Annotated in this window: 24 protein-coding genes and 1 pseudogene; 11 read left to right on the top strand and 14 right to left on the bottom strand. The window is 63.7% G+C overall.

Annotation, left to right across the window (positions count from 1 at the left end; genetic code table 11):
• The first annotated feature begins 177 nt into the window (after positions 1–177).
• On the top strand, positions 178–1,914 hold the full coding sequence (locus IVA82_RS07015) for a bifunctional protein-serine/threonine kinase/phosphatase (protein WP_247383507.1): 1,737 nt from the start codon (positions 178–180) through the stop codon (positions 1,912–1,914).
• Positions 1,915–2,134: 220 nt separating this feature from the next.
• Here the strand turns inward: IVA82_RS07015 and IVA82_RS07010 are convergent, their stop codons facing one another.
• Positions 2,135–3,004, bottom strand: a complete 870-nt coding sequence (locus IVA82_RS07010) for an NmrA/HSCARG family protein (protein ID WP_247383508.1) — start codon at positions 3,002–3,004, stop codon at positions 2,135–2,137.
• Between the two features lie 103 nt (positions 3,005–3,107).
• Between IVA82_RS07010 and IVA82_RS07005 the strand changes: the two genes are divergently transcribed.
• On the top strand, positions 3,108–4,001 hold the full coding sequence (locus IVA82_RS07005) for a LysR family transcriptional regulator (RefSeq protein WP_247383509.1): 894 nt from the start codon (positions 3,108–3,110) through the stop codon (positions 3,999–4,001).
• Positions 4,002–4,023: 22 nt separating this feature from the next.
• On the opposite strand, the gene IVA82_RS07000 is transcribed toward IVA82_RS07005, so the two are convergent.
• On the bottom strand, positions 4,024–4,941 hold the full coding sequence (locus IVA82_RS07000; RefSeq protein ID WP_247383510.1) for an intradiol ring-cleavage dioxygenase: 918 nt from the start codon (positions 4,939–4,941) through the stop codon (positions 4,024–4,026).
• 167 nt (positions 4,942–5,108) lie between these two features.
• Between IVA82_RS07000 and IVA82_RS06995 the strand changes: the two genes are divergently transcribed.
• A complete protein-coding gene (locus IVA82_RS06995) occupies positions 5,109–6,383 on the top strand; it encodes a serine hydrolase domain-containing protein (RefSeq protein ID WP_247383511.1) in 1,275 nt (424 codons plus the stop codon).
• A gap of 49 nt (positions 6,384–6,432) precedes the next feature.
• Here IVA82_RS06995 and IVA82_RS06990 read toward each other — a convergent pair whose 3' ends face one another.
• The 4 genes and pseudogenes from IVA82_RS06990 to IVA82_RS06975 all read right to left on the bottom strand — a co-directional run bounded on the left by IVA82_RS06990 (position 6,433) and on the right by IVA82_RS06975 (position 9,641).
• Positions 6,433–7,752 carry a TRAP transporter large permease gene (locus IVA82_RS06990; RefSeq protein WP_247383512.1) on the bottom strand — a complete coding sequence of 440 codons (1,320 nt, stop codon included), beginning with the start codon at positions 7,750–7,752 and terminating at the stop codon, positions 6,433–6,435.
• Positions 7,749–8,265 (bottom strand): annotated as a pseudogene (locus tag IVA82_RS48915) (TRAP transporter small permease). Before IVA82_RS48915 ends, IVA82_RS06990 begins: the two are co-directional and overlap by 4 nt.
• Positions 8,266–8,349: 84 nt before the next feature.
• On the bottom strand, positions 8,350–9,348 hold the full coding sequence (locus IVA82_RS06980) for a TRAP transporter substrate-binding protein (protein WP_247383514.1): 999 nt from the start codon (positions 9,346–9,348) through the stop codon (positions 8,350–8,352).
• Positions 9,349–9,491: 143 nt separating this feature from the next.
• Entirely contained in the window at positions 9,492–9,641 is a 150-nt protein-coding gene (locus tag IVA82_RS06975; protein WP_247383515.1) for a hypothetical protein, read from the bottom strand.
• Positions 9,642–9,778: 137 nt separating this feature from the next.
• Here IVA82_RS06975 and IVA82_RS06970 point away from each other — a divergent pair, with 137 nt between their 5' ends.
• A complete protein-coding gene (locus tag IVA82_RS06970; RefSeq protein WP_247383516.1) occupies positions 9,779–10,120 on the top strand; it encodes a DUF1236 domain-containing protein in 342 nt (113 codons plus the stop codon).
• A gap of 101 nt (positions 10,121–10,221) precedes the next feature.
• Here the strand turns inward: IVA82_RS06970 and IVA82_RS06965 are convergent, their stop codons facing one another.
• Together IVA82_RS06965 and IVA82_RS06960 are read right to left on the bottom strand one after the other, a co-directional pair.
• On the bottom strand, positions 10,222–10,953 hold the full coding sequence (locus tag IVA82_RS06965; protein WP_148737482.1) for a cytochrome c biogenesis protein CcdA: 732 nt from the start codon (positions 10,951–10,953) through the stop codon (positions 10,222–10,224).
• 207 nt (positions 10,954–11,160) lie between these two features.
• Positions 11,161–11,427: a hypothetical protein gene (locus IVA82_RS06960; RefSeq protein ID WP_247383517.1), complete on the bottom strand. Its 267-nt coding sequence runs from the start codon at positions 11,425–11,427 to the stop codon at positions 11,161–11,163.
• Between the two features lie 489 nt (positions 11,428–11,916).
• Here IVA82_RS06960 and IVA82_RS06955 point away from each other — a divergent pair, with 489 nt between their 5' ends.
• From IVA82_RS06955 to IVA82_RS06935, 5 genes are all read left to right on the top strand, one after another.
• Positions 11,917–12,963 (top strand): LysR family transcriptional regulator, encoded by a 1,047-nt coding sequence (locus tag IVA82_RS06955; protein WP_247383518.1) that lies wholly within the window; start codon positions 11,917–11,919, stop codon positions 12,961–12,963.
• Positions 12,964–12,992: 29 nt separating this feature from the next.
• The gene (locus IVA82_RS06950) at positions 12,993–13,364 is read left to right on the top strand and encodes a helix-turn-helix transcriptional regulator (protein ID WP_045008888.1); all 372 of its coding nucleotides are present in this window, start codon (positions 12,993–12,995) and stop codon (positions 13,362–13,364) included.
• Positions 13,365–13,779: 415 nt separating this feature from the next.
• Positions 13,780–15,141: a L,D-transpeptidase family protein gene (locus tag IVA82_RS06945; protein WP_247383519.1), complete on the top strand. Its 1,362-nt coding sequence runs from the start codon at positions 13,780–13,782 to the stop codon at positions 15,139–15,141.
• Between the two features lie 118 nt (positions 15,142–15,259).
• Complete coding sequence (locus tag IVA82_RS06940) at positions 15,260–16,081, top strand: enoyl-CoA hydratase (protein WP_247383520.1); 822 nt, start codon at positions 15,260–15,262, stop codon at positions 16,079–16,081.
• 105 nt (positions 16,082–16,186) lie between these two features.
• Positions 16,187–16,468 carry a hypothetical protein gene (locus tag IVA82_RS06935; RefSeq protein ID WP_247383521.1) on the top strand — a complete coding sequence of 94 codons (282 nt, stop codon included), beginning with the start codon at positions 16,187–16,189 and terminating at the stop codon, positions 16,466–16,468.
• A gap of 43 nt (positions 16,469–16,511) precedes the next feature.
• Here the strand turns inward: IVA82_RS06935 and IVA82_RS06930 are convergent, their stop codons facing one another.
• From IVA82_RS06930 to IVA82_RS06920, 3 genes are all read right to left on the bottom strand, one after another.
• Positions 16,512–17,591 (bottom strand): isocitrate/isopropylmalate dehydrogenase family protein, encoded by a 1,080-nt coding sequence (locus IVA82_RS06930; RefSeq protein ID WP_247383522.1) that lies wholly within the window; start codon positions 17,589–17,591, stop codon positions 16,512–16,514.
• A 158-nt stretch (positions 17,592–17,749) separates the two neighbouring features.
• A complete protein-coding gene (locus tag IVA82_RS06925) occupies positions 17,750–18,817 on the bottom strand; it encodes an alcohol dehydrogenase (RefSeq protein WP_247383523.1) in 1,068 nt (355 codons plus the stop codon).
• 149 nt (positions 18,818–18,966) lie between these two features.
• Positions 18,967–20,163: a CoA transferase gene (locus tag IVA82_RS06920; protein WP_247383524.1), complete on the bottom strand. Its 1,197-nt coding sequence runs from the start codon at positions 20,161–20,163 to the stop codon at positions 18,967–18,969.
• 193 nt (positions 20,164–20,356) lie between these two features.
• Here IVA82_RS06920 and glgA point away from each other — a divergent pair, with 193 nt between their 5' ends.
• Entirely contained in the window at positions 20,357–21,772 is a 1,416-nt protein-coding gene (gene glgA / locus IVA82_RS06915; protein WP_247383525.1) for a glycogen synthase GlgA, read from the top strand.
• A gap of 251 nt (positions 21,773–22,023) precedes the next feature.
• On the opposite strand, the gene IVA82_RS06910 is transcribed toward glgA, so the two are convergent.
• The 3 genes from IVA82_RS06910 to IVA82_RS06900 all read right to left on the bottom strand — a co-directional run bounded on the left by IVA82_RS06910 (position 22,024) and on the right by IVA82_RS06900 (position 25,110).
• A complete protein-coding gene (locus tag IVA82_RS06910; RefSeq protein ID WP_247389217.1) occupies positions 22,024–22,974 on the bottom strand; it encodes an oxygenase MpaB family protein in 951 nt (316 codons plus the stop codon).
• 92 nt (positions 22,975–23,066) lie between these two features.
• Positions 23,067–24,215, bottom strand: coding sequence for a patatin-like phospholipase family protein (locus IVA82_RS06905; RefSeq protein ID WP_247389216.1), 1,149 nt, complete (start codon positions 24,213–24,215; stop codon positions 23,067–23,069).
• A gap of 70 nt (positions 24,216–24,285) precedes the next feature.
• On the bottom strand, positions 24,286–25,110 hold the full coding sequence (locus tag IVA82_RS06900) for a 3-hydroxybutyrate dehydrogenase (RefSeq protein ID WP_247389215.1): 825 nt from the start codon (positions 25,108–25,110) through the stop codon (positions 24,286–24,288).
• A gap of 190 nt (positions 25,111–25,300) precedes the next feature.
• Here IVA82_RS06900 and IVA82_RS06895 point away from each other — a divergent pair, with 190 nt between their 5' ends.
• Positions 25,301–26,188, top strand: a complete 888-nt coding sequence (locus IVA82_RS06895) for a LysR family transcriptional regulator (protein ID WP_247389214.1) — start codon at positions 25,301–25,303, stop codon at positions 26,186–26,188.
• Positions 26,189–26,488: the final 300 nt, after the last annotated feature.

Below are 26,488 nucleotides of genomic sequence, written 5' to 3'. Positions count from 1 at the left end.
GCCCTTTTCTGTGTCTCGACAACCAGAAAGTATCCGGTTCACGCTGGATTTGCCGGGCATGCGCTGCGGCATAGTGAATCATTCCCGGGACAGCCCTGCCGCAAGCGGGAGAGGGAGCCCGGGGCCGATGTCGCCGCATCGTGTACTCCATATGCGATTGTCCTGCCTCTCCCGGTGATGACGATGACCCGCGGACTCCTGATTTCGGTCGGCCAGCACTCCGATAGGGGTCGCAAGCCTATCAACCAGGATTTTCACGGCGTCCTGATTCCGGAAGAGCCTCAGCTCAGCCTCAAGGGTATTGCGGCCGTTCTGGCCGACGGGATCTCGAGCAGCACGGTGAGCCAGATCGCCAGCGAGTCGGCGGTCAAGAGCTTCCTGATGGACTATTACTGCACGTCGGAAACCTGGACGGTGAAGACGTCCGCGCGCCGCGTACTGGATGCAACCAATTCCTGGCTCCACGCGCAGACGCGCAAGAGCCAATATGCCTATGACCGCGACAAGGGCTACGTCTGCACCCTCAGCGCCATGGTCATCAAGGCGACCACCGCGCATATCTTCCATGTCGGCGACTGCCGCATCTACCGCGTGGCCGGCAAGGCGCTCGAGCAGTTGACCGACGATCACCGGATCATCGTATCGTCGGAGCAGACCTATCTCGGCCGTGCGCTCGGCATCAACCCGCAGCTCGAGATCGACTACCAGGCTTTCGAGATCGAGGCCGGCGACACCTTTATCCTGGCAACGGACGGTGCCTACGAATTCGTCGATCAGCGTTTCATCACGAGCGCGCTCAGCGAGCATGCAAGCGAGCTCGACGGGGCGGCGAAGGCGATCGTCGACGAAGCATATCGGCGCGGCAGCGACGACAACATCACCGTCCAGATCCTCCGCATCGATGCGGTGCCGCAGCGCGACCCAACCGGCATATTCAACCAGACCTCCGAACTGCCGCTTCCTCCACTGCCCGAGCCGCGGGCGATGTTCGACGGCTACCGGATCGTCCGGGAGATCCACGGCAGCAGCCGCAGTCATATCTATCTTGCCGTCGATGCGGAGACCGACGCGCCGGTCGCGCTCAAGCTGCCGTCGATCGACCTGCGCGACAATGCCGCGTATCGCAAGCGCTTCCTGATGGAGGAATGGATCGCGCGCCGGATCGACAGCCCGCACGTGCTGAAGCCGCTGTCACAGTCGAGACGGCGCAGCTACCTCTACGTCGCGACCGAATTCATCGAAGGGCAGACCCTGAAGCAGTGGATGACCGACAATCCGCGCCCCGATCTCGAAACCGTCCGCGGCCTGATCGAGCAGATCGCCGCGGGCTTGCGCGCCTTCCACCGCATGGAGATGCTGCACCAGGATCTCAGGCCCGATAACATCCTGATCGACAAGACGGGCACCGCGAAGATCATCGACTTCGGATCGGTCAGGGTGGCAGGCGTCACCGAGGTGGCGCCGCTAGGTGAGGCCGACGAAATTTTGGGCACGGTCCAATACACGGCGCCTGAATATTTTCTCGGCGAAGGCGGCTCGCCGCGCTCCGACATGTTTTCGCTGGCCGTGATCTGCTACCAGATGCTCACGGGAAAGCTTCCCTACGGCAGCCAAATCGCCAGGATCCGGCGCAAGGCGGACGTGCGGAGGCTCCAGTATCGCCCAGCCGGCGACGACCGCAACGTGCCTGCGTGGGTCGATGGCGCACTCAGGCGCGCTCTGCATCCGGATCACTACAAGCGGCACGAGGATCTGTCCGAATTCGTCTTCGAGCTGCGCTCGCCTAATCCGGCCTATCTCGACACGCGGATTACGCCGCTCTTGGAGCGCAACCCGCTGATGTTCTGGAAGCTGACCTCGGCGGCGCTCGCCTGCGCAGTCGTCGTCCTGCTCGCACTGCTGCATGCGCGTTAGGCATATCAGGTCATCATCCTGGGGCGCAGAGCGAACCCCAATGCGCGATTGCACATTGGGGGATCCATTGGGCCGCAGTGACTGTTGAGACATGGATTGCGGGCTCGCGACGTTGTCGCGCCCCGGAATGACGGAGCAAAATAACAATAAGGGAGACGCATCATGAGCAACGGCATGGTTGTCGCCGTTCATCCCTGTTCGGCCTGCTCCTCCCGTGCCGTCAGGCCGAGCCGGCGATCTCTGCCGCGAAACCGCGATAGGAGCGCAAGGGACGGCCGAGCAGCGCAGTCAGGCGCGCCACGTCGCCGGCCTCGGGGATCATGCCCTCGCTGAGGAAACGCTCGCTCATCAGGCGCATGTCGTAAGCCATCCAGCTCGGCATGAACTGCCTGAGGTTCTGCTCGAACCTGCCGGTGTCGTCGCCGCCATAGGCGATCGTGCGGCCCAGCACCGCCGTCCAGATCGCGGCGACGTCCGAACCGGCCAGCGTAGCCGGACCGACGAGATTGATCCGCTCGAGCGGGAGCGACCCGGTGGCCTGCTCGCGGCGGATGAGCTCGATCGCCGCGATCTCGCCGATGTCGCGTGCGTCGATCATGGCGAGACCCTTGCTGCCGATCGGCATCGGGTAGACACCGTGTCCGAGCACGACATCCTTGATCGTGAGATCGTTGTTCATGAAATAGGCGGGCCGCAGGATAGTGGCGTTGAAGCCCATCCGCTCGATCATCCGCTCGACGCCGAACTTGCCCGCGAAGTGCGGCACGTTCACGTAGACATCGCTGTGGATCACCGACAGGTAGACGATCCGTTCGATGCCGGCCTCGCGGGCGAGATTGAGCGCAATCAGTGCCTGTGTGAATTCATCGGGTACGACAGCGTTGAGCAGGAACAGGGTGGAGACACCTGAGAACGCGCCGCGCAGAGATTCGACGTCGAGCAAATCACCCTGCGCGACGGTGACGCCCGCCGGAAAGTTGGCCTTGGCGGGGTCGCGGACGAGCGCGCGCACATCGGCGCCGCGCCGGGCGAGTTGTTCGATAACTTGGCGGCCGACTGTGCCGGTCGCTCCGGTAACGAGGATGGTCATGGGGATCACTCCGGTTTGGGTCAAAAAGACACCCCGAAATTAGTGATCCACATCCGGACCTATAGACGGTATATCTGGACATACCGTCTCATAGGTGGAACGAATGGACCTCCTTGCCCTTGCTGACTTCAATCTCGTCGCCCGGCACGGCGGGTTTGGACGGGCCGCGCGCGTCACCGGACGCCCGAAAGCAACCCTGTCCCGCCGGGTGGCGGAGCTCGAGAGCAGCCTCGACTTGCGCCTGTTCGAACGCGGAGCGCGCGCCTTGAAGCTCACGCAGGAAGGACGGGCGCTTTACGAGCGGACGGGCGCGCTGCTGACCGAGCTCGACGAGACCGCGGCAGCGATCGCTTCGGGTGGGGACAGCCCGCGCGGCAGCTTGCGGATCAGCGCGCCTTTGCTGTTCTCGCAGACTGCAATGGGTAAGCTCGCGGCCGGATTCGCACTCAGATATCCGGAGGTCCGGCTTGAGGTCACGACGGAAGATCGCTCCGTCGACATGGTGGAGGAAGGGTATGATTTGGTGATCCGCGTCAATCCCGATCCGGATGAAAGCCTTGTCGGTCGAATCTTCCTGCGCGACCGGCTGGTGGTCGTGGCGAGCCCGGACCTGAAACGACCGAGCGACAATCTCGCTGTGCCGGCTGTCATGCGCGGAGCGGGCGACCGGAAAACAACCTGGGAAGTGACGGTGCCAAGCGGACGATCGCGCATCGCGGTTGATCCGGTCCTTCGCCTATCATCGCTCGTCATGGTCCGCGATGCAGTCCGATCAGGCGTCGGCGCCGCACGGCTCCCGGTGTCACTGGTCAGTCATGACCTGGCTGCCGGCACGCTGGTGCATTGGGGCGACATCGACGGACCAGAGATCGCGCTGTGGACGCTCTATCCATCGCGCCGGCTCTTGAGCGCGCGCGTATCCGCCTTCCTCGACTTCATGAAGGAAGCCTTTCCGATGGGGGCGCCTGACGAACTGGCAGCCTTTATAGGGCGCTGACGTACACCCCGCCGGCGAGCCGTCAGGCCGGCTCCCCGGCCTTTACCCCGAGCGGTTTCGGCGCCATGCCTCCCCCGGGCTTGAGGTGGAATTCGTAGCTCATCAAATGCCACTGCCCGTTTGCCTTGGAGCCGTCGGGCATCGTCGGATCGTTGCGCGGCTCGATCTTGGCGATAAGATCATCCTTGACCCCGAACACCACGTCGGAATCCAGATATTTGTCGCCGCCCATGAAGACGTGGGTGATCAGCGGCTCAAAACCCTTCGCATTCACCAGGAAATGGACGTGCGCCGGGCGCATCGGATGCCGCTTGGTCTGCATGATCATCTCGCCCACGGGACCGTCGGTCGGGATCGGGTAGCTGCACGGCAAAATGGTCCGGAAGAAGAAGCGGCCGTCGTCATCGGTGATGAAGCGCGCCCGCGCCGAAGCGCCGACTTCGTCATAGTTCGGCTTCTGTGAATCGTAGAAGCCGTCATCGTCGGCGTGCCAGACGTCGACCGGCACGCCCGCAAGCGGCTTGCCCTTGAGATCGGTGACGCGGCTCTGCACGAACATCCGCTCGCCAGTGAGATTGTTCGGGGAGATGTCGGTGCCGTGTGCGGTCACCTTGTGCTGGCCGACATAGAACGGGCCGAGCACCGTGGTCTGGGTGGCGCCGTCGCGGTCGCGGTGGTTGACGGCATCGACCAGCATGGAGACGCCGAGCACGTCGGACAGCAGGATGAATTCCTGACGGGTGTCGGTGCATTTCTGGCCGGTGCGGGTCAGGAAATCGATAGCGTAGTCCCATTCCTCGAAGGTGAGACCGGTCTTACTCACGTAATCGTGCAGCGACTTCACCAATTCCTGGAGCAGGAATTTCGCGCGGGGATTCGGCGTGTTGTCGAAGCTCTTGACGACGGCTTGCGTGAGCTCGTTCTCGTTGAACTGGGTCATGGTGCGTTTGCCTGCGATTTTCTCGTTGGCCCCTTAAGGGCTCCTTGGAAGCGTTCCAAGGTAGAGACTATACCAATCGACGGGGGCCGCGTTAAGCGCGATGCGCTTGGAATGGGACTGCCATTTCGGCTATCAACCTCCTGAGAAAAACCTGCCCGGAGGAACTGATGCTCGCCCCGACCCCCGCCTCGCCTGAATCCGTCGGCATGTCCAAGGCCGCGCTTGACCGGATCGATGCGCATCTGAAGAACCGGTACATCGATGCTGGCCGCTTCCCGGGCAGCCATCTGCTGGTCTATCGCCGCGGCAAGGTCGCGCACAGCTCGGCCCAGGGCCTTGCCGACGTCGAGCGCAAGGCGCCAGTCAAGGACGACACCATCTACCGCATCTATTCCATGACCAAGCCGCTCACCAGCGTCGCCTTCATGATGCTGGTCGAGGAAGGCCTCGTCGCGATCGACGAGCCCGTCGCCAAATACATTCCGGAATGGAAGGATCTCGGCGTGTTCGTCGCCGGCACCTCGCCCGCCTTCCTGACCCGGCCGCCGTCCCGGCCGATGCTGATCGTCGACCTGCTGCGCCATACGGCCGGCCTCACCTACGGCTTCCAGCAGCGCTCCAATGTCGACGCCGCCTATCGCACCGAGAAAATCGGCGAGGTCGAGAAATCCGGCACGCTCCAGACCATGATCGAGAGCCTCGCAAAAATTCCACTGGAATTCTCGCCGGGCGAGGCCTGGAACTACTCCGTCGCGACCGACGTGCTCGGCTATCTCGTCGGCAAGATCGCAGGCATGCCGTTCGAGCAATTCCTCAAGGCACGGATCCTCGATCCGCTCGGCATGGCCGACACCGACTTCTACGTCCCTGCCGCCAAGGCGCACCGCTTCGCGGCCTGCTATTCCGCCGACCCGGGCGGCGGCATGACCTTTCATGCCGGGCAGCGCAGGGAGGGCCTGACGCTCCAGGACGACCCGACGACGAGCTCGTTCCTCATCCCGCCCACCTTCATCTCCGGCGGCGGCGGGCTGTGCTCGACCGTTGCCGACTATCTCACCTTCTGCCGCGCGCTGCTCAATGGCGGCGAGCTCGACGGCGTCAGTCTGATTGGGCCGAAGACGCTGGCGCTGATGACGAGCAATCACATTCCGGGCGGACGGTCGCTGCCGGAGGTCTCGCGCTCGCTGTTCTCGGAAGCCGCCTATCACGGCATCGGCTTCGGGCTCGGCTTTGCCGTGACCATGCGCCCGTCCGAGACGCTGATCGCCGGCAGCTCCGGCGAATACAATTGGGGCGGCGCGGCGACGACCTCGTTCTGGATCGACCCGGCCGAGGAGCTGATCGCGATCTTCATGACGCAGGTGCTGCCGTCGAGCGCCTACCCGATCCGCCGCGAGCTGCGCAGCATGGTCTACGCCGCGATCACCGAAAGCAATCTCTAGGCAAAATGGGCCGATCTCGCGGCATCAGGGCGGCGGGATCGCACCCCATTCATTTCAACATCTCCGGCACGAGCAGGCGCGGCAGGAACAGCGAAACATCGGGCCAGACGATCAGCGCGGCCAGCACCAGCAGCATCGGCACCAGCATGATGGCGGTGTCCTTCAGCGCAAAGCGCAACCGCACGCCTGCGATCGAGCAGGCAATCATCAGGCAAAGGCCATAGGGCGGCGTCACCAGCCCGAAGGCCAGCGAAACGATCGAGATGATCGCAAACTGCACCGGATGCAGGTCGACCGATTTCGCCAACGGCTCCAGCACCGTGCCGACAATGATGATTGCCGGAATGGCGTCGAGGAAACAGCCCACCACCAGGAAGCAGAACGAAATAAAGAAGCCGGCCCCGATCGCGCCCATACCCCAGGTCGAGACGTTGGCCAGCAGTTCCTGCGGGATTCGGTAATAGGCCAAGAGCCAGCCGAACGCGCTTGCGGTGCCGACACAGAAAAGCGCGACGCCGGAAAGACGCCCGGTGTCGAGCAGCACCTTGTAGAGTTCGCGCGCCCCGGTTTCACGGTAGAAGAACGTCGATAGCGCCACGGAATAAAGCACCGCGACGCATGCGGATTCGGTCGCGGTAAACCATCCCAGCAAAATGCCGCCGACGATGATAAATGGCGTCGTCAGCGCCGGTATCGACCGCAAGATCGCCCACCACATATCCCGCCAGCTGTCCTTCGGATAGGTCGGATAGCCGCGGCGCACGGCATAGACGTGCACCGTGGCCATCTGTGCCCCAGCGATGAGAAGCCCCGGCACGATGCCGGCGAGGTACATCGCGGCGATCGAGGTCGAGATCAGTCCGCCCCACACGATCATCAGGATCGAGGGCGGGATGATGACGGCGAGCACCGCGGAGACAGCGGTGATGGCGATGGAGAACGAGAGGTCGTAGCCCTCCTTGGTCTGGGCGTCGATGAAGATCTTGGATTGGCTTGCCGCATCCGCGGTGGAAGAGCCGGAGATGCCGGCAAAAAACACCGACAGCACGACATTGATCTGCGCCAACGATCCCGGCCAGTGTCCGACCATCGAGCGCGACAACGCGACCAGGCGGTCGGTGATGCCGCCGATGCTCATCAAATTGGCGGTCAGCAGGAAGAACGGCACCGCCAGCAGGATGAACGAATTGTAGGCGTTGAAGGTTTCCTGTGCGAGCGTCATGATCGACAGGCGCGGCTCGATCAAAAGGATCGGTACACAGGCAAGCCCGAGCGCGAAGGCGACCGGCACGCGAATGATGAGCAGGCCAACGAAAGTCCCGAACAGGACCATGGCGGCCTGTCCGGCAGAAAGAATATTACCGCTCATCGATTTGCCCCAACCAGAATCCGCATCTCGTCGACGATCTGTTCACCGGCAAACACGATCCACGTCACGCCGGCCGCGGGCCAGGCGACATGAATCATCCAGAGCGGCAGATCCGCCAGTTCCGACGTACGGTTCCAGGCGAAACGCGTGAATTCGAGCCCGGCCCACACGAACACCACCGCCATCACCAGGATGCCGAGGCGCGCGAGAAATCCGCACCGCCGCCTCGCCTCGGCGCGACAAATCGGGCCAGACGTCGACCTCGAAATGCTGCGACTCCCTTATGCCGACCATGGCGCCGATCATGATCGTCCAGACGAACAGGAAGCGCGCCATCTCCTCGGTCCAGATGTAGGACGGAATGAACGGCGTGTAGCGCGAGATGATCTGCAGCGTGACCGGAACGACCAGAATGCCGACACAGGCGGCGAGCAGGATTTCCAGCAGTTTTGCATAGGCCGCCGTTGCTCGGCGCCATAGCGACGGGTTCGGTGGCATCGGTATTTCAGTCATCATGGCTCCAGGAGATCACAATCACGGAACGGGGCAAGCCGTCTGGCTTGCCCCTACTTCCTGTCGCGTGGACAGCGACAATTCTCAGGCGACGTTGATCTTCTCGAAGATGCCCTCGGCGCCGATTTCCTTGGCGTAGGTAGCCATCACGGGATCGGCGAGTTTCTTCATGGCGTCGCGCTCCTCGAACGGAACGCGCTTGAGCTTGCCCGCCTTCTCCAGCGTGTCGAGCTTGACGACTTCCTCGCTCGACTCCAGTTGGCGGCCGTAATCGCCGGCCTCCTTGCCGGCCTTCATGATCGCGTCCTGCAAGTCCTTCGGCAAGGTCTTCAGCGTCTTCACCGAGAAGCAGATCGGCCGGATCGATACCGCGTGCTGCGTCAGATTGAGATGCGGTGCGACTTCGTAGAACTTCATCGCCTCGACACCGGCCGCCTCGTTTTCGCCGGCCGAGATCACGCCGTTCTGAATGGCGTTGTAGACCTCATTATAGGCGATCACGGTCGGGCTCATGCCGACGGCAGCAAACGTCTTCGACCAGATCGGCGCGCCCTGCACGCGAACCTTGAGCCCTCTGAGATCGGCGAGATTCCTGAGCGGCTTGTTGGCGAAGATGTTGCGGATGCCGCCGCCGGAATAACCGATCAGAACGACCTCGGCTTTCGCAGCGACTTCGTCGGCGATCGGCGCCAGGATATTGGCCTCGACGACCTTGTTCATGTGCTCGATACCCTTAAACACGAAGGGCGCATCGATGAACGGGGCCGCCTTGGCGAAGGTCGACATGTGGGCCGGCGAGACGATGCCGTAATCGACCGCCTTGCCCTGCGACATGTACTCGAAATACTGCTTCTCGAGGCCGAGCGAGGAGTTCTTGTGCAGCGTGAAGTTGACGGGCTTGCCGTAGTACTTCTTGACCAGCTCCTCGAACCGGATCAGTGCCCGGTTGAAGGCATGGTCGTCGTTGAACTGGACCGCGCCGTTCAACGTGATCGGCGCTTGCGCCCTGAGGATCGACGGCACGCCCATCGTAGCCGCCGCAGTGGTCGCACCGATACCAGCGAGAAATGACCTTCGCTTCATCGTCTTCCCTCCCTTTGATGCTCCGGCCCTGTAGCCCGGTCGTGAGCGCAGCCGGTATGCGGCTTGCGCAAGGGAAGCGTATGTAAAACGTTGGCGGGACGGAAGTCATTTCGCGTGCGCTGGAGGTAATCTCCGTCGCAGGGCTACGCCAGCACGACCTGTTGCACTGCAACTGGCATCCCTTTTGGTGCGTTGGCGCGCGGCAGACTATATGGGCGGCCTTTGTCGGCCGCGAACACTGGCAGGGACATTGCAGCAACCATCAGCGCTGCAGTCGCTATCTTCAGCTCCATTCCCCCTCCAGTTCACCGGACATTCCAGCCCGGCAGATTCACGGACGGGAAAAACCGGCAATTTGTTCCGATTCCCGAGGGAACGTCGCCTGCGATGAGAGGTTGTCGCGGCGCATATTTCCAACGAGGAGGACAAGATGAAGAAGCTGTTGCTGCTTTCCGCTGCGGCGGTCCTGATTTCGAGCGGCGCTTTCGCGCAATCGACCGTGGTGACGACGACCGGAACCGGTCACGCAGCGGTTCAGATCGAGCCGGAGTACCGAACCAGGATCAAGTCCTACATCACGGAACATCGCCTCCGTCCGGTGACGACGAAGGAAAAGATCGTCGTCGGCGCGACGGTGCCGAGCGAGGTCGAGCTCGAGGCCATTCCCGCGGACTGGGGCCCTTCGCTCATCAAGTATCGCTACGTCTATTCCGGCGATCGCGTGATGCTCGTGGATCCGGGCTCCCGGACGGTCGTTCAGGAAATCGACTGATCAGATGCGATGAAGGGAGTGGCCGCCTTGAAGGCGGCCGCTGCCCCGGAGCGACCACATGGAATCGCATCGAGAGGTGAGCGTCGCACCCGGCTGAGGCTCTACCCGATCGTCTGCAACGCCGGGAACGTCTCGAGCAGCCAGATGCTCACGTTCGAAACCGCGCCGGTGAGAAATCCGATGCCGGTGATCACCATCAACACGCCCATCGCGCGCTCGACGTTGACGAGCTGGCCCTTCATGCGCGCGAACAGTGTAGAAAACTGTTCGATCATCAGGGCAGCGATCAGGAAGGGAATGCCGAGACCGGCGGAATAGACTGCGAGCAGGCCTGCGCCCTTGGTCACCGTCGCTTCGGCTGCCGCGATCGAGAGGATCGCGGCCAGGATCGGGCCGATGCAGGGGGTCCAGCCGAAGGCGAAAGCGAGCCCCATGATATAGGCCCCCCACAGGCCGACGGGCCTCGGGATCGGCATCCGGCCCTCGCGCATCAACAGGCCGATCCGCGTCAGTCCCAGGAAGTGTAGACCCATCACGACGATGACGATTCCGGCGAGAATCGACAGCTCGGCCGACCAGGCGCGGATCAGCCCGCCGATCAGCGAGGCGCTGGCACCGAGCGCCACGAAGACCGTGGAGAAGCCGAGCACGAACAGCAGCGCCGACATCATGATCGCGCGCTTCGAGGCCGAGGCTGGCTCATTGCTCTCGACATGCTCGATCGTGGCGCCCGTCAGATAGATCAGATAGGGCGGCACCAGAGGCAGGACGCAGGGAGAGAGGAAGCTGACGAGGCCGGCAATCAGCGCCGCCGGGATCGAAACATTTTGCATGATGAAGTCGGAGCCATCTCATGCTCCGGGACCGCGTGCGAAAATGCACGCCGGATCGGAGCCGAACCGGCTCAGGTGTAACCGATGCGGGAGAATGCGCAACCGAGGCGCTATCAAACCAGGGCTCCTCCCGATGCCGTCTGCAATCACAGATGCGGCATCGGGACGCGCACAAATCTCGCGAAAAAGCGAAATTCGGCGGCGCGGCTACTTCACCACGCGGAGCAGCGGACGCCGGGGCTGGTCCTGCGTCTGCTTGGAGGGCGGCGGCGGTTCGCTGGCGGCGCTCCGCAGCATTTCGTCGCACAATGCCTTGAGATCGGCATCGTCAATTCCTTTGAGTCTCATCCGCACATCGAGGATGACGATGGACAGCAGCTCGGCCGACTCACGGCTGTTGCTCTCGTTGAGAACCTTGCGGCACCCCTCAAGCGTCTCCAGCACCGACTGCAATTGTTCGACTGAATGCGACACCGGCGTTCTTTCCGTTAGTTCGGCCTGCGAAAAGTATTTGTGACCATCCCCTCGGCCCCCATGCCCAATGCAAGATAGCATGGCGAGTCCGCGCCTTCGAATACGATTTCAGCATGTTTCAGCTTCGAAACCGGGATTCCGTTGGCTGTTACGGCGCTGCGCACGCGAAGCTCGAAGCACTCACGGATGAAACGCCTGGCGCGCTGAAGATGATCCACTTCGCAGGGCTGCTCGCAAGGTCGCGCGAACTTTCGCACGACGCCTTCGGGTCCCGACGAACCTGGCAATCCCGCAGCCATTTCAAGGCCCGCAACGGAACGCACGCGCACCCCTTTTCCAGGCGATCAATTGCCCGATTCCCCAGCCTCGGCACACTCGAATACCACTTTTAGCACGGTAAGGATGGCGTTCAAAACTCACCGATCCCCAACCCGCCGTGGTTGTGGTTCGCGCTAGATTCTGCCAGTTTAGTGACCGGAAGGGACTTGTATGCACTCCGTGGCGGAAAGGGGCGTTCCACTGGAAGAACGCTCAAAGACAAATCTCAGCGGCCTCTCGGATTGGGATGCTGCGCGGATCTTTCTGGAAGTCGTCCGATGCGGCAGTTTCCGCTCGGCGGCCGAACGCCTGTCGCTGTCGATCAACGCCGTCCGCCGGCGGATCGATGATTTCGAGCGCCAGACCGGCACCACCCTGTTCACCCGCGACGTCCACGGCACCCATCTGACCGACGACGGCGCGCTGGTGGTCTCCGCAGTCGAGCGGATGGAAGCGGCCACCTTCGACGTGCTGCGCGCCAGCGATTCGATGGCCAACGCTCTGTCCGGCGAAGTCCGCGTCGCCGTCACCGAGGGGCTCGGGACGTTCTGGCTCGCTCCGCGGCTGGTCGAATTCCAGCAGGCCTATCCGAAGATCCTGGTCGATTTGCATTGCGCGATGCGCTCGGCCGACGTCTCCCGCCATGAGGCCGATGTCGCCATCCACCTGTCGCGGCCTTCAGCGCTCGACATCAAGCTGGTGCGGCTCGGCCGCATGCATCTGATGTTCTGGGCCGCCGAGAAATACATCGCAAAACACGGCGCGCCGCGGACCGCGGCGGAATTGATCAAGCACCGCCTGGTGCTGCAATTCGCGGACCAGCTCGCCGCCAAGGAATCGTTCGAAAGCTTCTTCCCGGGCGTTTCGGAACGTGACCTTCTGGTCATGAAGACCAACGTCTCAAGCGCCAACTATTGGGCTGTCGCGAACGGTGCCGGCATCGGCGTATTCCCGAGCTACGCCATTGCGCTTGGCGGGAAGTTGATTCCACTGGAGGTCGAGCTGAACAGACCGCTGGACATCTGGCTGTCCTACCACCCCGGTAGCGGCCGGATACCGAGAGTGCGGCACATGATTGACTGGCTGATCGAGGCTTTCAATCCGGCACGATTCCCGTGGTTTAAGGAAGAGTTCGTGCATCCGCATGAATTCAAGGACGAGTATATGGGCGAACCCCTGACCCACCTCTTCGGGGGATTTCCAACCGAAGAACGATGAGAAAAAGTATGAAAACAGCGGCGAAAAGAATGAAGCAGCGCAGTGCCGGCAAGCCCGACATTGAGCTGGGCAAACGCATCCGTCTGCGTCGTGTCGAGATGAAGATCTCGCAGGCGGAGCTGGGCGACAAGCTCGGCGTCAGCTTCCAGCAGGTTCAGAAATACGAGAAGGGCGTCAATCGTGTCGGCGCGGCTCGGCTTCAGCAGATCGCCACCGCCCTCGATGTGCCCGTCACCTTCTTCTATGACGGCGACAACAAGGCGCGCGAAGTCGAGAGCCTGCTGTTTCTCGACAGCGCTTTCAGCCTCCGCCTGTTGCGCGCCTACAGCAAGATCAAGGACCAGACGGTACAGCGTCAGCTGGTCTCGCTGATGGAATCGATCGCGGCGAACGAAGCCTAAGGATCGATCGACGGTTTGGCCTTTATGGCCGATGTTCAATCCGCCGCGTCACGAGGCGCGGCCGGATTGAACGAGACCGACTGGATCGAACGTACTGGATCAGACGTGCTGGATTAGATCTGGGCCCGCGCGCAGCGCGCGTGGCCGTTGGTTCTCGGGGCGGCCCGACCGCCCCTTTTTCTTGGCATTCATGCCCGCCATGCGTCGCGTTTTCGCGAACCCATCCCGCTCCTGTCGCGACCCAATCGAGAGACCCGCATCGAAACGCGCGGGGCTCGCGATGCGCCATGGTTAAGGGGACCGCCATCCCGAGGCGCTAGCCTCCCGCTGATTTTCGCGAATCGGCGCCGGTGGCCGGGAATTGCCAATGCGAGCGCCCGCCCGGGCCTCGTGCTCATGGGGAAAGATAAGACACATGTCGAAGCGCTATGCCGTGATCATTGCCACGGGCTGGTTCATGGGCCTGTTCGCCAGCGCCTCCGCGCCTGCGCAGACCGAGACCACGGGACAGGCCGGCCCCAAGCCGGCGACGGCGGCCGGCACCGTGCCGGCTGCCGCCAATCCGGCCCATGCGGCTGCGCCGAAAGCGGCCACTTCGTTGCCCGCTTCGACCCCGGAGGGCCGCTCGGCCGCGGCACTCGCGCTGACGCATGACCCGACCTATGACGAGGGCTCCGCGCAACGGATCAGGGACGCGGCCTTCAGCTATTCCGATATCGCGGTGCGCGGCGGCTGGCCGATGATCCCCGCCGACGCCAAGTTCGCGCTCGGCGCCCAGGGTGCGAACGACGAATTGCTGCGCAAGCGGCTGATCGTCTCCGGCGATCTTGTGGCGGACAAGACGAGCGGCACCTTCGATCAGGATGTGGCGGACGCCGTGAAGCGCTTCCAGGCCCGTCATGGACTGGCGCCAACGGGATTGATGAGCCCGCGCACGATCGCCGCGATGAACGTGTCGGTACAGAAACGCATCCGCCAGCTGGAGGCTTTGCTCGAGCGGCTCGAGAACATGAACTTCGGCTTCGGTCAGCGCTATGTCGTGGTCAACATCCCCGCGGCCTTTGCCGAGGCGATCGAGAACGACGTCGTGGTGCGGCGCTATCGCGTGATCGTCGGCAAGACCGAAAAGCCTTCACCGACGCTGACCGCGTCGATCACCAGCGTCGTCCTCAACCCGACCTGGACGGTGCCGTCCTCGATCGCCAAGAGCGAGATCTCGGCGCATATGCGCAAGGATCCCACCTACCTGTCGCGCATGCACATGGATGTGCTCGACGGCCACGACAATCCGATCGATCCGCATTCGGTCGACTGGTCGGGCACGCACACGCCGAATTTCACCGTGCGCCAGCAGAACGGCACCTTCAACGCGCTTGGTGCGGTCAAGATCGACATGCCGAACCCCTATTCGGTCTACATGCACGATACCAACCAGCGCAATCTGTTCAGCGACGACTATCGCTTCGATTCCCACGGCTGCTCGCGCGTCGACAACGTCCGCGATCTCGCCGCCTGGCTGCTGAAGGACCAGCCGAAATGGAGCCGCGCTGCGATCGACGCCGAAATTGCCAGCGGACAGCATCTGGAGGTCGCGTTGGCGAAGAAGGTGCCGGTGGCCTGGATTTATCTCACCGCGTGGATGACCAAGGACCAGACCGTCCAGTTCCGCAACGACGTCTATAATCAGGACGAGCAGTTGCTGCAGGCCACCGCCGAAGAGGCAGCGTTCTTCAGCAATGCCGCCAATCACCCGCTCACTGCGCACATGGTGCAGTAAGCGCGACCGCGCCATGCAATCGCGGCACAACGGATGCAAAGCTCCTCGCCTTGACGCGGTTGACCCCGGCCTCGCCGCGGTCGCACATTGCGCCCAGCCAACGACGAGCGGGTGCGCAATGCCTGAGATATCCAACACAACTGAAACCTCATACGCCGACGGCAAGATCCTCAGGCACGCCACGGGCGGCGTCGGCGTGATCACCTTCAACAATCCCGACAAGCGCAACGCGATGTCGCTGGAGATGTGGGAGGGGTTCGGCGCGGCGCTGACGAGCCTGCGCGACGACGCGGCGGTCCGCGTCGTGATCCTGCGCGGCGCCGGCGGCAAGGCGTTCGTGTCGGGCGCCGACATCAGCCAGTTCGAGAGGACCCGCCACAACGCTGCGGCGTCCGAAGAATACGCCAAGCGAAGCGCGGCCCAGCGCGCGCTGCTAGCCGACTATCCCAAGCCGACGATTGCCAGCATCCAGGGCTTTTGCCTCGGCGGCGGCATGCAAGTCGCGATGTTCGCCGACATCCGCATCGCTGCGCATGCCAGCCAGTTCGGCATTCCCGCCGCAAAGCTCGGCATCGCCTATGGCTATGACGGATTGCGGCACCTGGTGTCGCTGGTCGGCCCGTCCTGGGCGCGGCTGCTGATGTACACGGGCATGCGCATCGATTCCGCCGAGGCGGTGCGTATTGGCCTCGTCGAGCGCGTAGTTCCGGACGATCAGCTCTGGGGCGAGACCATGGCGATTGCGCAAGGCATTTCGGAGAACGCGCCGCTGGCGATCAAGGCCGCCAAGCTCACCATCGCGGAGGTGCTGAAAGACGCGGGCCAGCGCGATATGGACGCGATCAAGGCGATCGGCAACGCCTGCATGGACAGTGCCGATTTCCGCGAGGGCCGGCAGGCCTTCATGGAGAAGCGCAAGCCGCAGTTCCAGGGACGCTGAAGCTGAACCGGCGTTCAGGAAGATTAAATTCCTCGCGCGCCTGCGCCGCAGTAGCAACGAATTGATTTCCTGCCAGTTCTTTCGCCATCAACGAGGGAGATGGCGATGAATCCAAAATTTGCTGTTCTTGGTCTGGCTGCGCTGGGTGGTGTGGTGCTCGCTTCGGGGCCGGCGCTCGCGGCGATGCCGAACGGCATCCCACAGGCGGATCGAATTGCAAGCGGGCCGGCCGCGAATGTCGATCAGGTGCGCTGGGTCTGCAATCCCTGGGGCCGCTGCTTCTGGCGCCCGAACTATTACGGCGCCTACGGCTATTACGGCGGCCCGCGACGCTTCTACGGCCCACGCCCGTGGGGCTGGGGTCATCGTCACTGGCGCCGCTGGTGATCTCAAGAAGGGGGCTGCGAGGCCCCATTTCTGTGCCTGACCGCTAGAGCGACGACAGCACCGCTTTCGTGATGTCAGCCGTGCCGTTGCTGCCGCTGAACTCCATCGGCTTGATACCGCCTGCATAGATCTGGTCCACTGCACGCTCGATTGTCTCGCCGGCCTCGGCGGCGCTCTCGACGCCGTGCTTTTGGGCGAGCCAGTCCAGCATCATCGCGGCCGACAGGATCATGCCGGTGGGATTGGCCTTGCCCTGCCCCATGATATCGGGCGCGGTGCCGTGGCAGGGCTGGAACACGGCGTACTTGTCGCCGATGTCGGCCGACGGCGCCATGCCGAGGCCGCCGATCAGGCTCGCGGTGATGTCCGAGACGATGTCCCCGAACATGTTTTCCATCACCAACACGTCGAAATCCCAAGGGCGCTTGACCAGCATCGCCGAACAGGCATCGACATAGAGCCGGTCGGTCTTCACCTCGGGGTGACGCTTCTCGATCTCGTCGAAGATGCCGCGGAAGAAGGCAAAGGCCTTAAACACGTTCGCCTTGTCGACGCAAGTGAGCACGCCTGGCTTGCCGCGCGCCTTGCGCCGCTCGGCCAACCGAAACGAAAACTCGAACAGGCGCTCGGAAGTCTTGCGCGTGATCACCAGCGTCTCGCGTGCGTCCTCGTGCGTGACGACGCCCTTGCCCATCGAGGCGAACAGGCCTTCGGTCGATTCTCTGATCACGACGAGATCGATGCCGCGCTTGTCAGCGCCGACGATCGGGCTCGGCACGCCCGGAATCAGCCGCGCCGGGCGAACGCCGGCGTAGAGATCGAAGATGAAGCGCAGCTCGATCTGTGGCGCGATCTCGGTATTGTCGGGGTAGCGCACCGACGGCAGCCCGCAGGCCCCGAGCAGGATCGCGTCCGCCTCCTCGCATAGCTTGATCGTCGAATCCGGCATCGACTTGCCGGTCGCGAGATAGTTGTTGGCGCCCGCGGGTGCCTCGGTGAAACGAAAGCTCAAGCCCGACTTCGCCTCGATCCTGCGCAGCACCTCGATCGCCGGCGCCATGACCTCGGGACCGATGCCGTCACCGGCGAGCACGGCAATGTGGAAGGCGTTGTTTGCGGACATTAGGATCCCCTGCTCTCTCCGACGTCATGCCCGGGCTTGTCCTGGGCATCCACGTCTCGACACCGACACTGTGGCTAGACGTGGATGGCCGGGACATCTAGCGCGAAGACGCGCTTCGCGCTTCTACCCGGCCATGACGACCAACAAACAGCAGATGACTACGGCGTCAGCACCATGCGCCCGACCACGGCGCCCTGCTGCAATTGCACCAGCGCGTCGTTGGCCTTGTTGAGCGGCACCGGCGTCACCGGGATCGGAGGCACTTTCTTGCTGCGGACAAGCTCGAGCAGTTCCTGCGTCTCGCGCAGATTGCCGACATAGCTGCCCTGGATCGTCACCGCCTTGATCGGAATCAGCGGCAACGCCCAGGTCGCGCCGCCGCCGAACAGGCCGACGAGGACGAGCTTGCCGCCCTTGGTCAAACAGTCGAAACCGAGCTGCGTGGTGGCGGCGTTGCCGACGAGGTCGATCACGGCGCGGATCGGCCCGCCCGCTTTCTTCGCGAGCTGCTCGAGCGCATCCGGCGCCTTGGGATCGACGGTGGCCAGCGCGCCGGCCTTCTCCGCCGCCTCGCGCTTCCTGGCATCGATGTCGACCATGATCGCACCCTTGCCGCCCATCGCCTTGAGCAGCGACAGCGCCATTAGGCCAAGACCGCCGGCGCCGAACATCACGATCGGGGTGTCGAAATGCTGCTCGACCTTCTTCAGCGCGCTGTAGGTGGTGACGCCCGAGCAGGCATAGGGCGCGGTGGTCGCGGGATCGAGTCCCCTGAGGTTGAGCAGATAGCGCGGATGCGGCACCAGCATGTGGTCGGCATAACCGCCGTCGCAATAGACGCCGAGCGAGCGCGGCGTCAGGCACATGTTCTCATCGCCGGCAAGGCAGGTTGCGCATTTACCACAGCCGATCCAGGGATAGACCAGGCCGACATCGCCGAGTTTGAGATCGCCCTGGTCGGTCGGCTTGACGTCCGGCCCGAAGGCCAAAACTTCGCCGACCGTCTCGTGGCCCATGGTCAGCGGCAGATTGATGCCGCGATCCTTCAGCGACAGCGGCTTGCGGCCGTGGCCGAGATCGTAGCCGCCTTCCCAGATGTGGAGGTCGCTGTGGCACACGCCGGCCGCCTTCACCTTGATCAGTACTTGCATGCCGGACGGCTGCGGCGTGGCTTCGTCGAATTCCTGCAGCGGCGCCTTGAAATCGGCGACCTTGAAACTCTTCATCGGCGTCCTCCCGCATGCTTCTTGTTATCGCCGCCACCATGCCATGAGTGGCGGAGCCAGACAAACCCGGACCTGTCTAGTTGACGCCGGCAGATGCTGGCAAGCCGGCCGCGTGCAAGGCCGCATTGCTTGCCGCACCAAGCCGTCCGTCAGCCTTGCAGGGCGGTTTTGCCTGACGGAATTGACGCGCCGTCGGCGAGGCCGACCTCCTCGCGCAATTCGCGCGTGTGCTCGCCGAGCACGGCCATCGTTTTGCCGGGCATCGTGTCGGCATCGGACATCCGGAATGGCAAGTTGAGGATCTGAAAGGAGCCGCCCTCGTCCTCGACAGCAGAGAGCGCCTGCCGGTGCGCGAGCTGAGGATCTCGTAGCGCTTCAGATACGGTGCGGTAGGCCGAAGCCGGCACGCCGGCAGCGCCCAGTGCTGCAAGGCATGCGTCGGTCGAGAGCTGCCGCGACCAGGCCTCGACACCGTCCATCAAGTCCGCCCAGTTCTCGCGGCGCGCCGCATAGGTGGAGAAGCGCGCATCGGAAATCCAGTCGGGACGGCCGATCACGCCCATCAATCCCTGGAACGTCTTCTCGCTCGCAACCGTGATCATGACGTAGCCGTTGGCCGTCTCGGTCGGGCCGAACATCGGACGCGGCGGCGGCTTCACCGCGAATTGCGAGCTCTGCAACTCAATCAGGGTCAAAGTCAGCATGGACTCCAGCATGGAGACGTCGACATGCTGGCCGCGGCCGGTGACGGTGCGCTGATAGAGCGCGGATGCAATCGCGCCAAAGCCGTAGGTGCCGGTGACGACGTCGGCATGGTAGATGCCGCAATAATCCGGACGATTGCGTCCGGGTTGGTAGGCAAGATGCGCCATGTCGTAGCCGGAGGCGGCATGGATCACCGGCGCGTAGGCCGGCAGCTCCGCGGACGGCCCGGTCTGGCCGTAGCCTGAGATCGAGCAGTAGATCAGCTTCGGATTGAGCGGACGCAAGGCATCGTAGTCGAGCCGCAGGCGGCGCATCACGCCGGGACGGAAATTTTCGACCAGGATGTCGGCGGTCGCGACCAGCCGGCGGACCGCCTCCTTGCCGTCCTCGGATTTCAGGTCGAGCACGACGCTCTTCTTGCCGGCATTGAGCTGGCCGAATACGGTGCTGCACCCCTTGCGCAGCGGCGGCCGGGTCCGCATCGTCTCGCCGCCCTCGGTCTCGATCTTGATCACCTCAGCACCCATGTCAGCGAGCATCCGCGCGCAGTGGGGACCGGCGATGGTGGTCGAAAAATCCAGGACCCGCAGGCCGGCGAAGGCCTTTGTCGTCGTCCCCTCATGCTTATCTGCTAGCTGCATACTTGCTTACGTCCTTGGCCCGCTTAGGAACAATCGATGTTCTCTCTTGTTGGTGCGCCGACCCTAGAGGGCGGCGGCTGAGTAGGAAAGTCTTTACCGAACGGACGCGCCGTGTAGGCGGGCTTGGAAATTTCAGGGCAACTGGACCCGTTCTTGCATAGCAGCAAGCGGGCTCGGCAGAGGGCAGCCGTTCTTGAGGGTCTTGTTCGTCACAACGGAGATGGACGACTTCGTCCGCGTCGGCGGACTTGGTGCCGTTTCCGCAGCCCTCCCGAGAGCCCTTCGTCCCTTCGCCGATATCCGGATCATGCTGCCCGGCTATCGCGACATCATCGAGCAACTCACGCATATTCAGGTCGTCGGCCGCTGTCCCGCCTTCGCGGAGATGCCGGCCTGCTCGCTCGGCCGCGCCGCAACTAAGGATGGCTTGGCGGTCTATGTGCTGTTGTGTTCACAGCTCTACGACCGTCCCGGCAACCCCTATGGCGACGAGTCCGGGCGCGACTGGCCGGACAACGACATCCGCTTCGCCCGCTTTGCCTCGGCGGCCGCTGAGCTGGCCGCGGGCAATCTGGACAAGAATTGGGCAGCAGACCTGATCCATGCCAATGACTGGCAGGCCTCGCTCGTGCCGGCTTATCTCGCTTGGCGCGGCAGCAAGGTGCCGTCGATCCTGACCATCCATAATCTCGCCTATCAGGGCCTCTTTCCAAAGGACTCGCTGCGGCGGATCGGCGCACCGGAAAGCTCCTTCCACATCGACGGCGTCGAGTTCTACGACAAGGTGTCATTCCTGAAGGCGGGATTGGTCTATGCGTCCCACCTGACAACCGTCAGCGGCACCTATGCGCACGAGATCACCACGCCCGAGTTTGGCTGCGGCCTGGAAGGCCTGTTGCGGCTGCGGTCCGACGCGGCCGAGCTCACCGGCATCCTCAACGGCATCGATGAGAGCTGGGACCCGCGCTCCTGCGCCCAGCTCGCCCAGCAATTCGGCGCCGGCGACTGGGTCGGCAAGAGGGCCAATGCAGATTATGTGCGCAAGCAGTTCGGGCTCGCGGTGTCGCGCGGCCCGATGTTCGGCATCGTCGCGCGTCTCGTGCACCAGAAGGGCATCGACCTCGTGTTGTCGGCGGCCGACGAGATCGTCGATGCCGGCGGGCAGATCGTGGTCACCGGCTCGGGCGAGCCGGCGCTCGAGCAGGCACTGATCAACGCCCATCGCCGCCGACCCGACGCCATCGGGGTCGCGATCGGCTTCAACGACGCCCGGGCCCGGCGGATCTTTGCCGGCAGCGATTTCACCCTGATGCCGTCGCGCTTCGAGCCGTGCGGGCTCAGCCAGATGTACGCCCAGCGCTTCGGCTCGTTGCCGATCGGACACCAGACCGGCGGGCTGGCCGAGACCATCACCGACGGCGAGACCGGCTTCCTGTTCTCAAGACCCTCGCACGAGTCCTTTCTCGGCGGGGTCCGCCGGGCGTTCTCGACCTTTATGGCCCAGGACCAGCTCGACTCGATGCGCCGCAGCGCCATGGGACGGTCGTTCTCCTGGAGCATCTCGGCCGGCACCTATAGCGCGCTGTACCGGAAGCTGGCGCTGGTGTGAGCCTGAGGCGTTTCCTCACACTCCGTCATTGCTGTGACGATGTGGAGGCACCTTACGCCGCTCTATCTCCCGTCACCCTGTGAGGTGGCCGCTTCTTCAGCGGCCCTCGAAGGGCGACGGCCCGGCTGCAGCAGCGGGGCCGAGCATCCTTCGAGGCTCCCCTTGCGATGCAATCGCATCGCAAGCCTCGCACCTCCAGCGACAATGGCTTCGCCATTGCGCGGGGATGACGGGTTTAAGAGCCAAGGTCTTCACCCCCTGCCACGATCGTCCATTTGTGGCCGCCCGATCCAGGCCCGGTTGAGACACCGGGTCATCCAGTCGGGCTCGGTGCTGCCATTCAGCCGCGCCTGCGCTTCCTGGTAGGGACCGACATAGCGCAGCCGGTCGGGCAGTTTCGGATAGATCCGCTTGATCCATCTCACCGCGCGGTCGGCGACCCTGGTGTCGCGTTCGTCGAGTTCAAATCCGAAGCCTGTCCGCAATCGCTCCGGCAGCATGCTCGCGGTGAGGGAGCGGTACCATCGCGGTGGCCGCAACCACGGTCGCGCGCCACCGAATATCTGTGCGGCGACCTCGCGTGCCGCCGCGCCGACGGTCAATGTCTCCGACTGCGCCATCTCTTCGGTAGAGGCTGCAAAGGCGGACCAGTTTTCCGGCAGGTCATCCGGCGTCAACCCGAACAAGGCGCCGAACAGCCGGCTCTCGGTCCAGTAGCGCTCACGCTCCTCGACCGAGAGCGGCGGCAGAACCAGGTCATGCGCCATGAGGGCGGTCTCGACCAGCGTCGCGTGAACCCAGCGCAGTGCCGCGACCTCATTGGCACAGTAGCGCGAGCCCGCCGCGAAGGGGCCGACGGCCTCGGGCATCTGTCCAACGATCATGGTGTGGCGCCCATGCAGTTGCCTGGCCGACAGCAGCGCGCGATCCAGCGGCCCGAACACCATGGCAAAGACGATGCCGAAGGTGCGATGGAAGCGGCCGATCGGATCAGCCAATGTCCGGGAGTGCTCGGCGATGGCGGCAGCGACCCAGGGATGCGCCAGTTGAAGCAGCAGCGCGCGGCCGGCGCCGAGAAAGATCACCGCCTCCCTGTCGATCCGCCAGGTCAACGACGCCGGACCGAACACTCCCGCAACTGGTCCTGCGGCTTCAGCCCGGACGAGAGTGAGCGCATCCTCCAGATCTTTGTCAGTGACCAATTGCAAGCCCTTCGACGCAGACCCTGCGACAATAGCCCGGACCTGCGGCCTGGCCAAATCGTCATTGCGTGAAGCGACGCGTGCTCCGGCGCTCACTCTGCCGCCATCGGCATGCCCTCCATATGTTCGTGCAGCACCACGCCGGACAGTGGATCAAATTCGCCGACCCATGGCTTTCGCTCGAGCACGGACCTGGTGTGGGCGTAGCCCGCATCCCAGCGCCGCATGATACCGGACCGGCTAAAGTCGATATCCTTGGTGTGGGTCTCGTGATCGAGCTGCGGCGCCAGCAGCCGGACGACGTGCATGCGCGTCGGACAGCCATAGCTCGCCAGTACACGCACCGCCGGATCGCTGCGTTCGCTCTCCGGCAGTCGCGCGGCGAGCTGGTTGATGACATGGCGCAGACGATGAGCCTGTTGCTGACGGACGATCTGGCTCGCGATGCGGCTGGAATATTGCACATCCTTGTGCCGGTTCAGCACCTCCGCCATGGTCGTCGGCTCGGCGCCGACAGGATTCCAGAGGTGGACGGCGAAGATCAGCGAGTCCTTGCGCGGATTGTCGTCGAAGACCGCCTCCGTCGGCGTGTTCGACAGAATGCCGCCATCCCAATAGAGCTCGCCGTCGATGCGCACCGCGGGGAAGGCCGGCGGCAGCGCACCTGAGGCCATGATGTGCTTCACCGTCAGCTCGCCGTCGCGGCTGTCGAAATAGCGCATCTGGCTGCTGCGGACATGAGCCGCGCCGACCGTGAGCCGCGGCGCGCAGCGATTTACCAGGGCGAAGTCGACGAGGTCGAGAAGCGTATTTTCCAGCGGCGCGGTCGAATAGAAGCCGGCGTGATCGGCTCCCAGCGGATAGGAATCGCCGGCATGCGCCAGCGGATTGGGCCGGAAGAATCCGGGAATGCCATGGGTGACGGTCGACCAATAGGCCAGCTTATCGTTGAAACCGGGAAATGCGGTGCGCAGATTCCAGACCGGATGCTGCTCCATTCTCTTCCAGAATTCCTTCAGGCGGACAAGCCGGTGTTTCGGCTCGTTGCCCGCGATCAGGCTGGCGTTGATGGCGCCGATCGACGTGCCGATGATCCAGTCCGGTTCGATACCGGCCTCGTGCAGCGCCTGGTAAACGCCGGCCTGGTAGGATCCGAGCGCGCCGCCACCCTGCAGCACCAGCACGACCTGTCCCGGCAGGTCCTTCCGAATAGTCTGCGTCTTGCCCTGCATGCTGTTCATGTCACGCTCCTGGTGCACTTGCACCGCCCGTATATTCGCAGCCGGCTGCGGCTTGTTACGCCGGCTCATGTCAATGCGCGGTCCAGCCGCCGTCGACCGGAAGCGCAATTCCGGTGATCGAAGCGGCTGCGGCGGTCGATAGGAACACTGTGAGCGCGCCGAGCTCTTCAACCGTGGCGAAGCGCTTGTTCGGCTGCTGCGCCAGCAGAACGTCACGGATCACCTGGTCGCGCGAAATGCCATGCGCCCTGGCTTGCCCGTCGATCTGCGCCTCGACAAGCGGCGTGTACACATAACCCGGGCAGATCGCGTTGCAGGTAATGCCCTCTTCGGCGGTCTCGAGCGCCGTCACCTTGGTAAGGCCGATGACGCCATGCTTGGCGGCGACATAAGCGGCCTTGAACGGTGATCCGACGAGGCCATGGGCAGAGGCGATGTTGATGATCCGGCCAAAGCCGTTCTGGCGCATCGCAGGCAGTGCAAGCCGCGTGGTGTGGAAGGCCGAAGTCAGGTTGATCGCCAGGATCTGGTCCCACTTGTCGACTGGAAACTGGTCGAGCGGCGCCACATGCTGGACGCCGGCATTGTTGACCAGGATATCGAGCCGCCCGGCTTGAGCAATGGTGGCGGCGACCATCTCGGCGATGGATTTGGGCCGCGTCATGTCCGCCGGAGAAAAGCTCGCTTTGATGCCGAACTCGGCGGCGATCTGTTCGCGTGTGCGCCCGATCTCGGCTGCAGCGCCGAGACCGTTGAGCACGATGTCCGCGCCGGCAGCGGCCAGCGCCCGCGCAATGCCGAGGCCGATTCCACTGGTGGAACCGGTGATCAGCGCCACCTTTCCGGCCGGCGAGTGTGCCGCCTGGGACGGCTGCGGCTTTACCGGGATGTTCATGACAAATCCTCCGTCGATGATGGCTGGCGCGTGGCCGAGCCCGCGCTTCCGCAAGACCCTGAAGGATCGCCGGAGTGAACGGAAATGCCGCCTGGCTTCCGAAACCATACGCGCGCGCTATGACCGCCGGGATGTCATTCCCCACCCCGTTGGGCTAGATTTCCGACCGATCCTGCCGGAGAGCCGATCCATGGAGATGCACCAGGTCCGCTACTTTCTCGCCGTGGCGCAGCTATTGAACTTCACGCGCGCGGCCGAGGAATGCAACGTGACACAGCCCTCGCTGACGCGGGCAATCAAGCAGCTCGAGGCCGAGCTTGGCGGCGACCTGTTCCGTCGCGAGCGTCCGGCGGCACAGCTGACCGAACTCGGCCAGCGCATGCACCCGCTCCTGAAGCAGTGCTACGACGCCGCCTCCGGCGCGCGCTCGCTCGCCTCCTCGTTCAGGAGCGGCGAGATCGGCGCGCTGCGCATCGCACTGACGCATTCGATCGACCTGGCACTGCTCATTCCCCATCTCAACCAGATCAGGCGGCAGTTCAACCGGCTCGAATTTCGCTTCCTGCGCGGCTCCAGCCGCGAAGTCGGCGACTATCTGCGAAAAGGCGATGCCGAGCTCGGCATCGCCGCCGAGATCGACGAGGCCTGGGATCGGCTCGACGTCTGGCCGCTCTTCACCGAAGGCTTCGAGCTCGTCGTCAGCAGCAAGCATCGACTGGCCGATCGCGACACGATCGAGCTGGACGATTTGCGCGCGGAGCAGTTGCTCAGCCGAACCTTCTGCGAGCATTTCGGGCGCATCTCCGCGAGCCTGCGCGAGCACGGCATCGACGTCGATCATGGCCACGAGATTTCGAGCGAGCGCGACCTCATCGAGCTGGTGGAGGCCGATATCGGCGTGGCCATGGTGCCGCGTACCTCGCCCGTGCCGGAGGGGCTGAAGCGCACCGCGGTGACAGGGCTGGACGCCCGCCGCACAGTCAACCTCTACGGCGTCGCCGGCCGGCAGCGCACGGCCGTCGCCAACGCCATCATGCGCATGCTGCGCGGCGCGGACTGGCGGGCTATTGCGGGCTAGATCAGGCGTCTCCCTCCCCGCTCTTCGCGGGGAGAGGGTCGGGGTGAGGGGTGCGTCCGCAAAGACGGTATGGCTGAGCTCGCAGAGGGTCCCCCTCATCCGGATTGCTTCGCAATCCGACCTCTCACCACAAGTGGCAGGGAACCGCATATGGATCTGACGCGGATTGTCCGCGGGCTTGCTCGGCCTCTCCCGCTTGCGGCAGGGCTGTCCCGGGAAAATCACACATAGATGAGCTCCAGCTGGTCGAGAGAGAACCTGGGCTTTGGCTTGCTGGGATTGACTGGCGGAGGCTTGTCG

Origin of the sequence: Bradyrhizobium sp. 142 (assembly GCF_023074015.1) — a bacterium.
In the GTDB taxonomy this organism is placed as follows: domain Bacteria; phylum Pseudomonadota; class Alphaproteobacteria; order Rhizobiales; family Xanthobacteraceae; genus Bradyrhizobium.
Note: the sequence above shows the minus strand (reverse complement) of the source record. Positions and strands in the feature narration are given on the sequence as shown.

Bases quoted from the DNA above. Each gene is read 5' to 3' on its own strand.
- IVA82_RS07015 (WP_247383507.1), top strand. From the start codon at position 178: ATGACGATGACCCGCGGACTCCTGATTTCGGTCGGCCAGCACTCCGAT.
- IVA82_RS07010 (WP_247383508.1), bottom strand. From the start codon at position 3,004: ATGACCATCCTCGTTACCGGAGCGACCGGCACAGTCGGCCGCCAAGTT.
- IVA82_RS07005 (WP_247383509.1), top strand. From the start codon at position 3,108: ATGGACCTCCTTGCCCTTGCTGACTTCAATCTCGTCGCCCGGCACGGC.
- IVA82_RS07000 (WP_247383510.1), bottom strand. From the start codon at position 4,941: ATGACCCAGTTCAACGAGAACGAGCTCACGCAAGCCGTCGTCAAGAGC.
- IVA82_RS06995 (WP_247383511.1), top strand. From the start codon at position 5,109: ATGCTCGCCCCGACCCCCGCCTCGCCTGAATCCGTCGGCATGTCCAAG.
- IVA82_RS06990 (WP_247383512.1), bottom strand. From the start codon at position 7,752: ATGAGCGGTAATATTCTTTCTGCCGGACAGGCCGCCATGGTCCTGTTC.
- IVA82_RS06980 (WP_247383514.1), bottom strand. From the start codon at position 9,348: ATGAAGCGAAGGTCATTTCTCGCTGGTATCGGTGCGACCACTGCGGCG.
- IVA82_RS06975 (WP_247383515.1), bottom strand. From the start codon at position 9,641: ATGGAGCTGAAGATAGCGACTGCAGCGCTGATGGTTGCTGCAATGTCC.
- IVA82_RS06970 (WP_247383516.1), top strand. From the start codon at position 9,779: ATGAAGAAGCTGTTGCTGCTTTCCGCTGCGGCGGTCCTGATTTCGAGC.
- IVA82_RS06965 (WP_148737482.1), bottom strand. From the start codon at position 10,953: ATGCAAAATGTTTCGATCCCGGCGGCGCTGATTGCCGGCCTCGTCAGC.
- IVA82_RS06955 (WP_247383518.1), top strand. From the start codon at position 11,917: ATGCACTCCGTGGCGGAAAGGGGCGTTCCACTGGAAGAACGCTCAAAG.
- IVA82_RS06950 (WP_045008888.1), top strand. From the start codon at position 12,993: ATGAAGCAGCGCAGTGCCGGCAAGCCCGACATTGAGCTGGGCAAACGC.
- IVA82_RS06945 (WP_247383519.1), top strand. From the start codon at position 13,780: ATGTCGAAGCGCTATGCCGTGATCATTGCCACGGGCTGGTTCATGGGC.
- IVA82_RS06940 (WP_247383520.1), top strand. From the start codon at position 15,260: ATGCCTGAGATATCCAACACAACTGAAACCTCATACGCCGACGGCAAG.
- IVA82_RS06935 (WP_247383521.1), top strand. From the start codon at position 16,187: ATGAATCCAAAATTTGCTGTTCTTGGTCTGGCTGCGCTGGGTGGTGTG.
- IVA82_RS06930 (WP_247383522.1), bottom strand. From the start codon at position 17,591: ATGTCCGCAAACAACGCCTTCCACATTGCCGTGCTCGCCGGTGACGGC.
- IVA82_RS06925 (WP_247383523.1), bottom strand. From the start codon at position 18,817: ATGAAGAGTTTCAAGGTCGCCGATTTCAAGGCGCCGCTGCAGGAATTC.
- IVA82_RS06920 (WP_247383524.1), bottom strand. From the start codon at position 20,163: ATGCAGCTAGCAGATAAGCATGAGGGGACGACGACAAAGGCCTTCGCC.
- IVA82_RS06905 (WP_247389216.1), bottom strand. From the start codon at position 24,215: ATGAACAGCATGCAGGGCAAGACGCAGACTATTCGGAAGGACCTGCCG.
- IVA82_RS06900 (WP_247389215.1), bottom strand. From the start codon at position 25,110: ATGAACATCCCGGTAAAGCCGCAGCCGTCCCAGGCGGCACACTCGCCG.
- IVA82_RS06895 (WP_247389214.1), top strand. From the start codon at position 25,301: ATGGAGATGCACCAGGTCCGCTACTTTCTCGCCGTGGCGCAGCTATTG.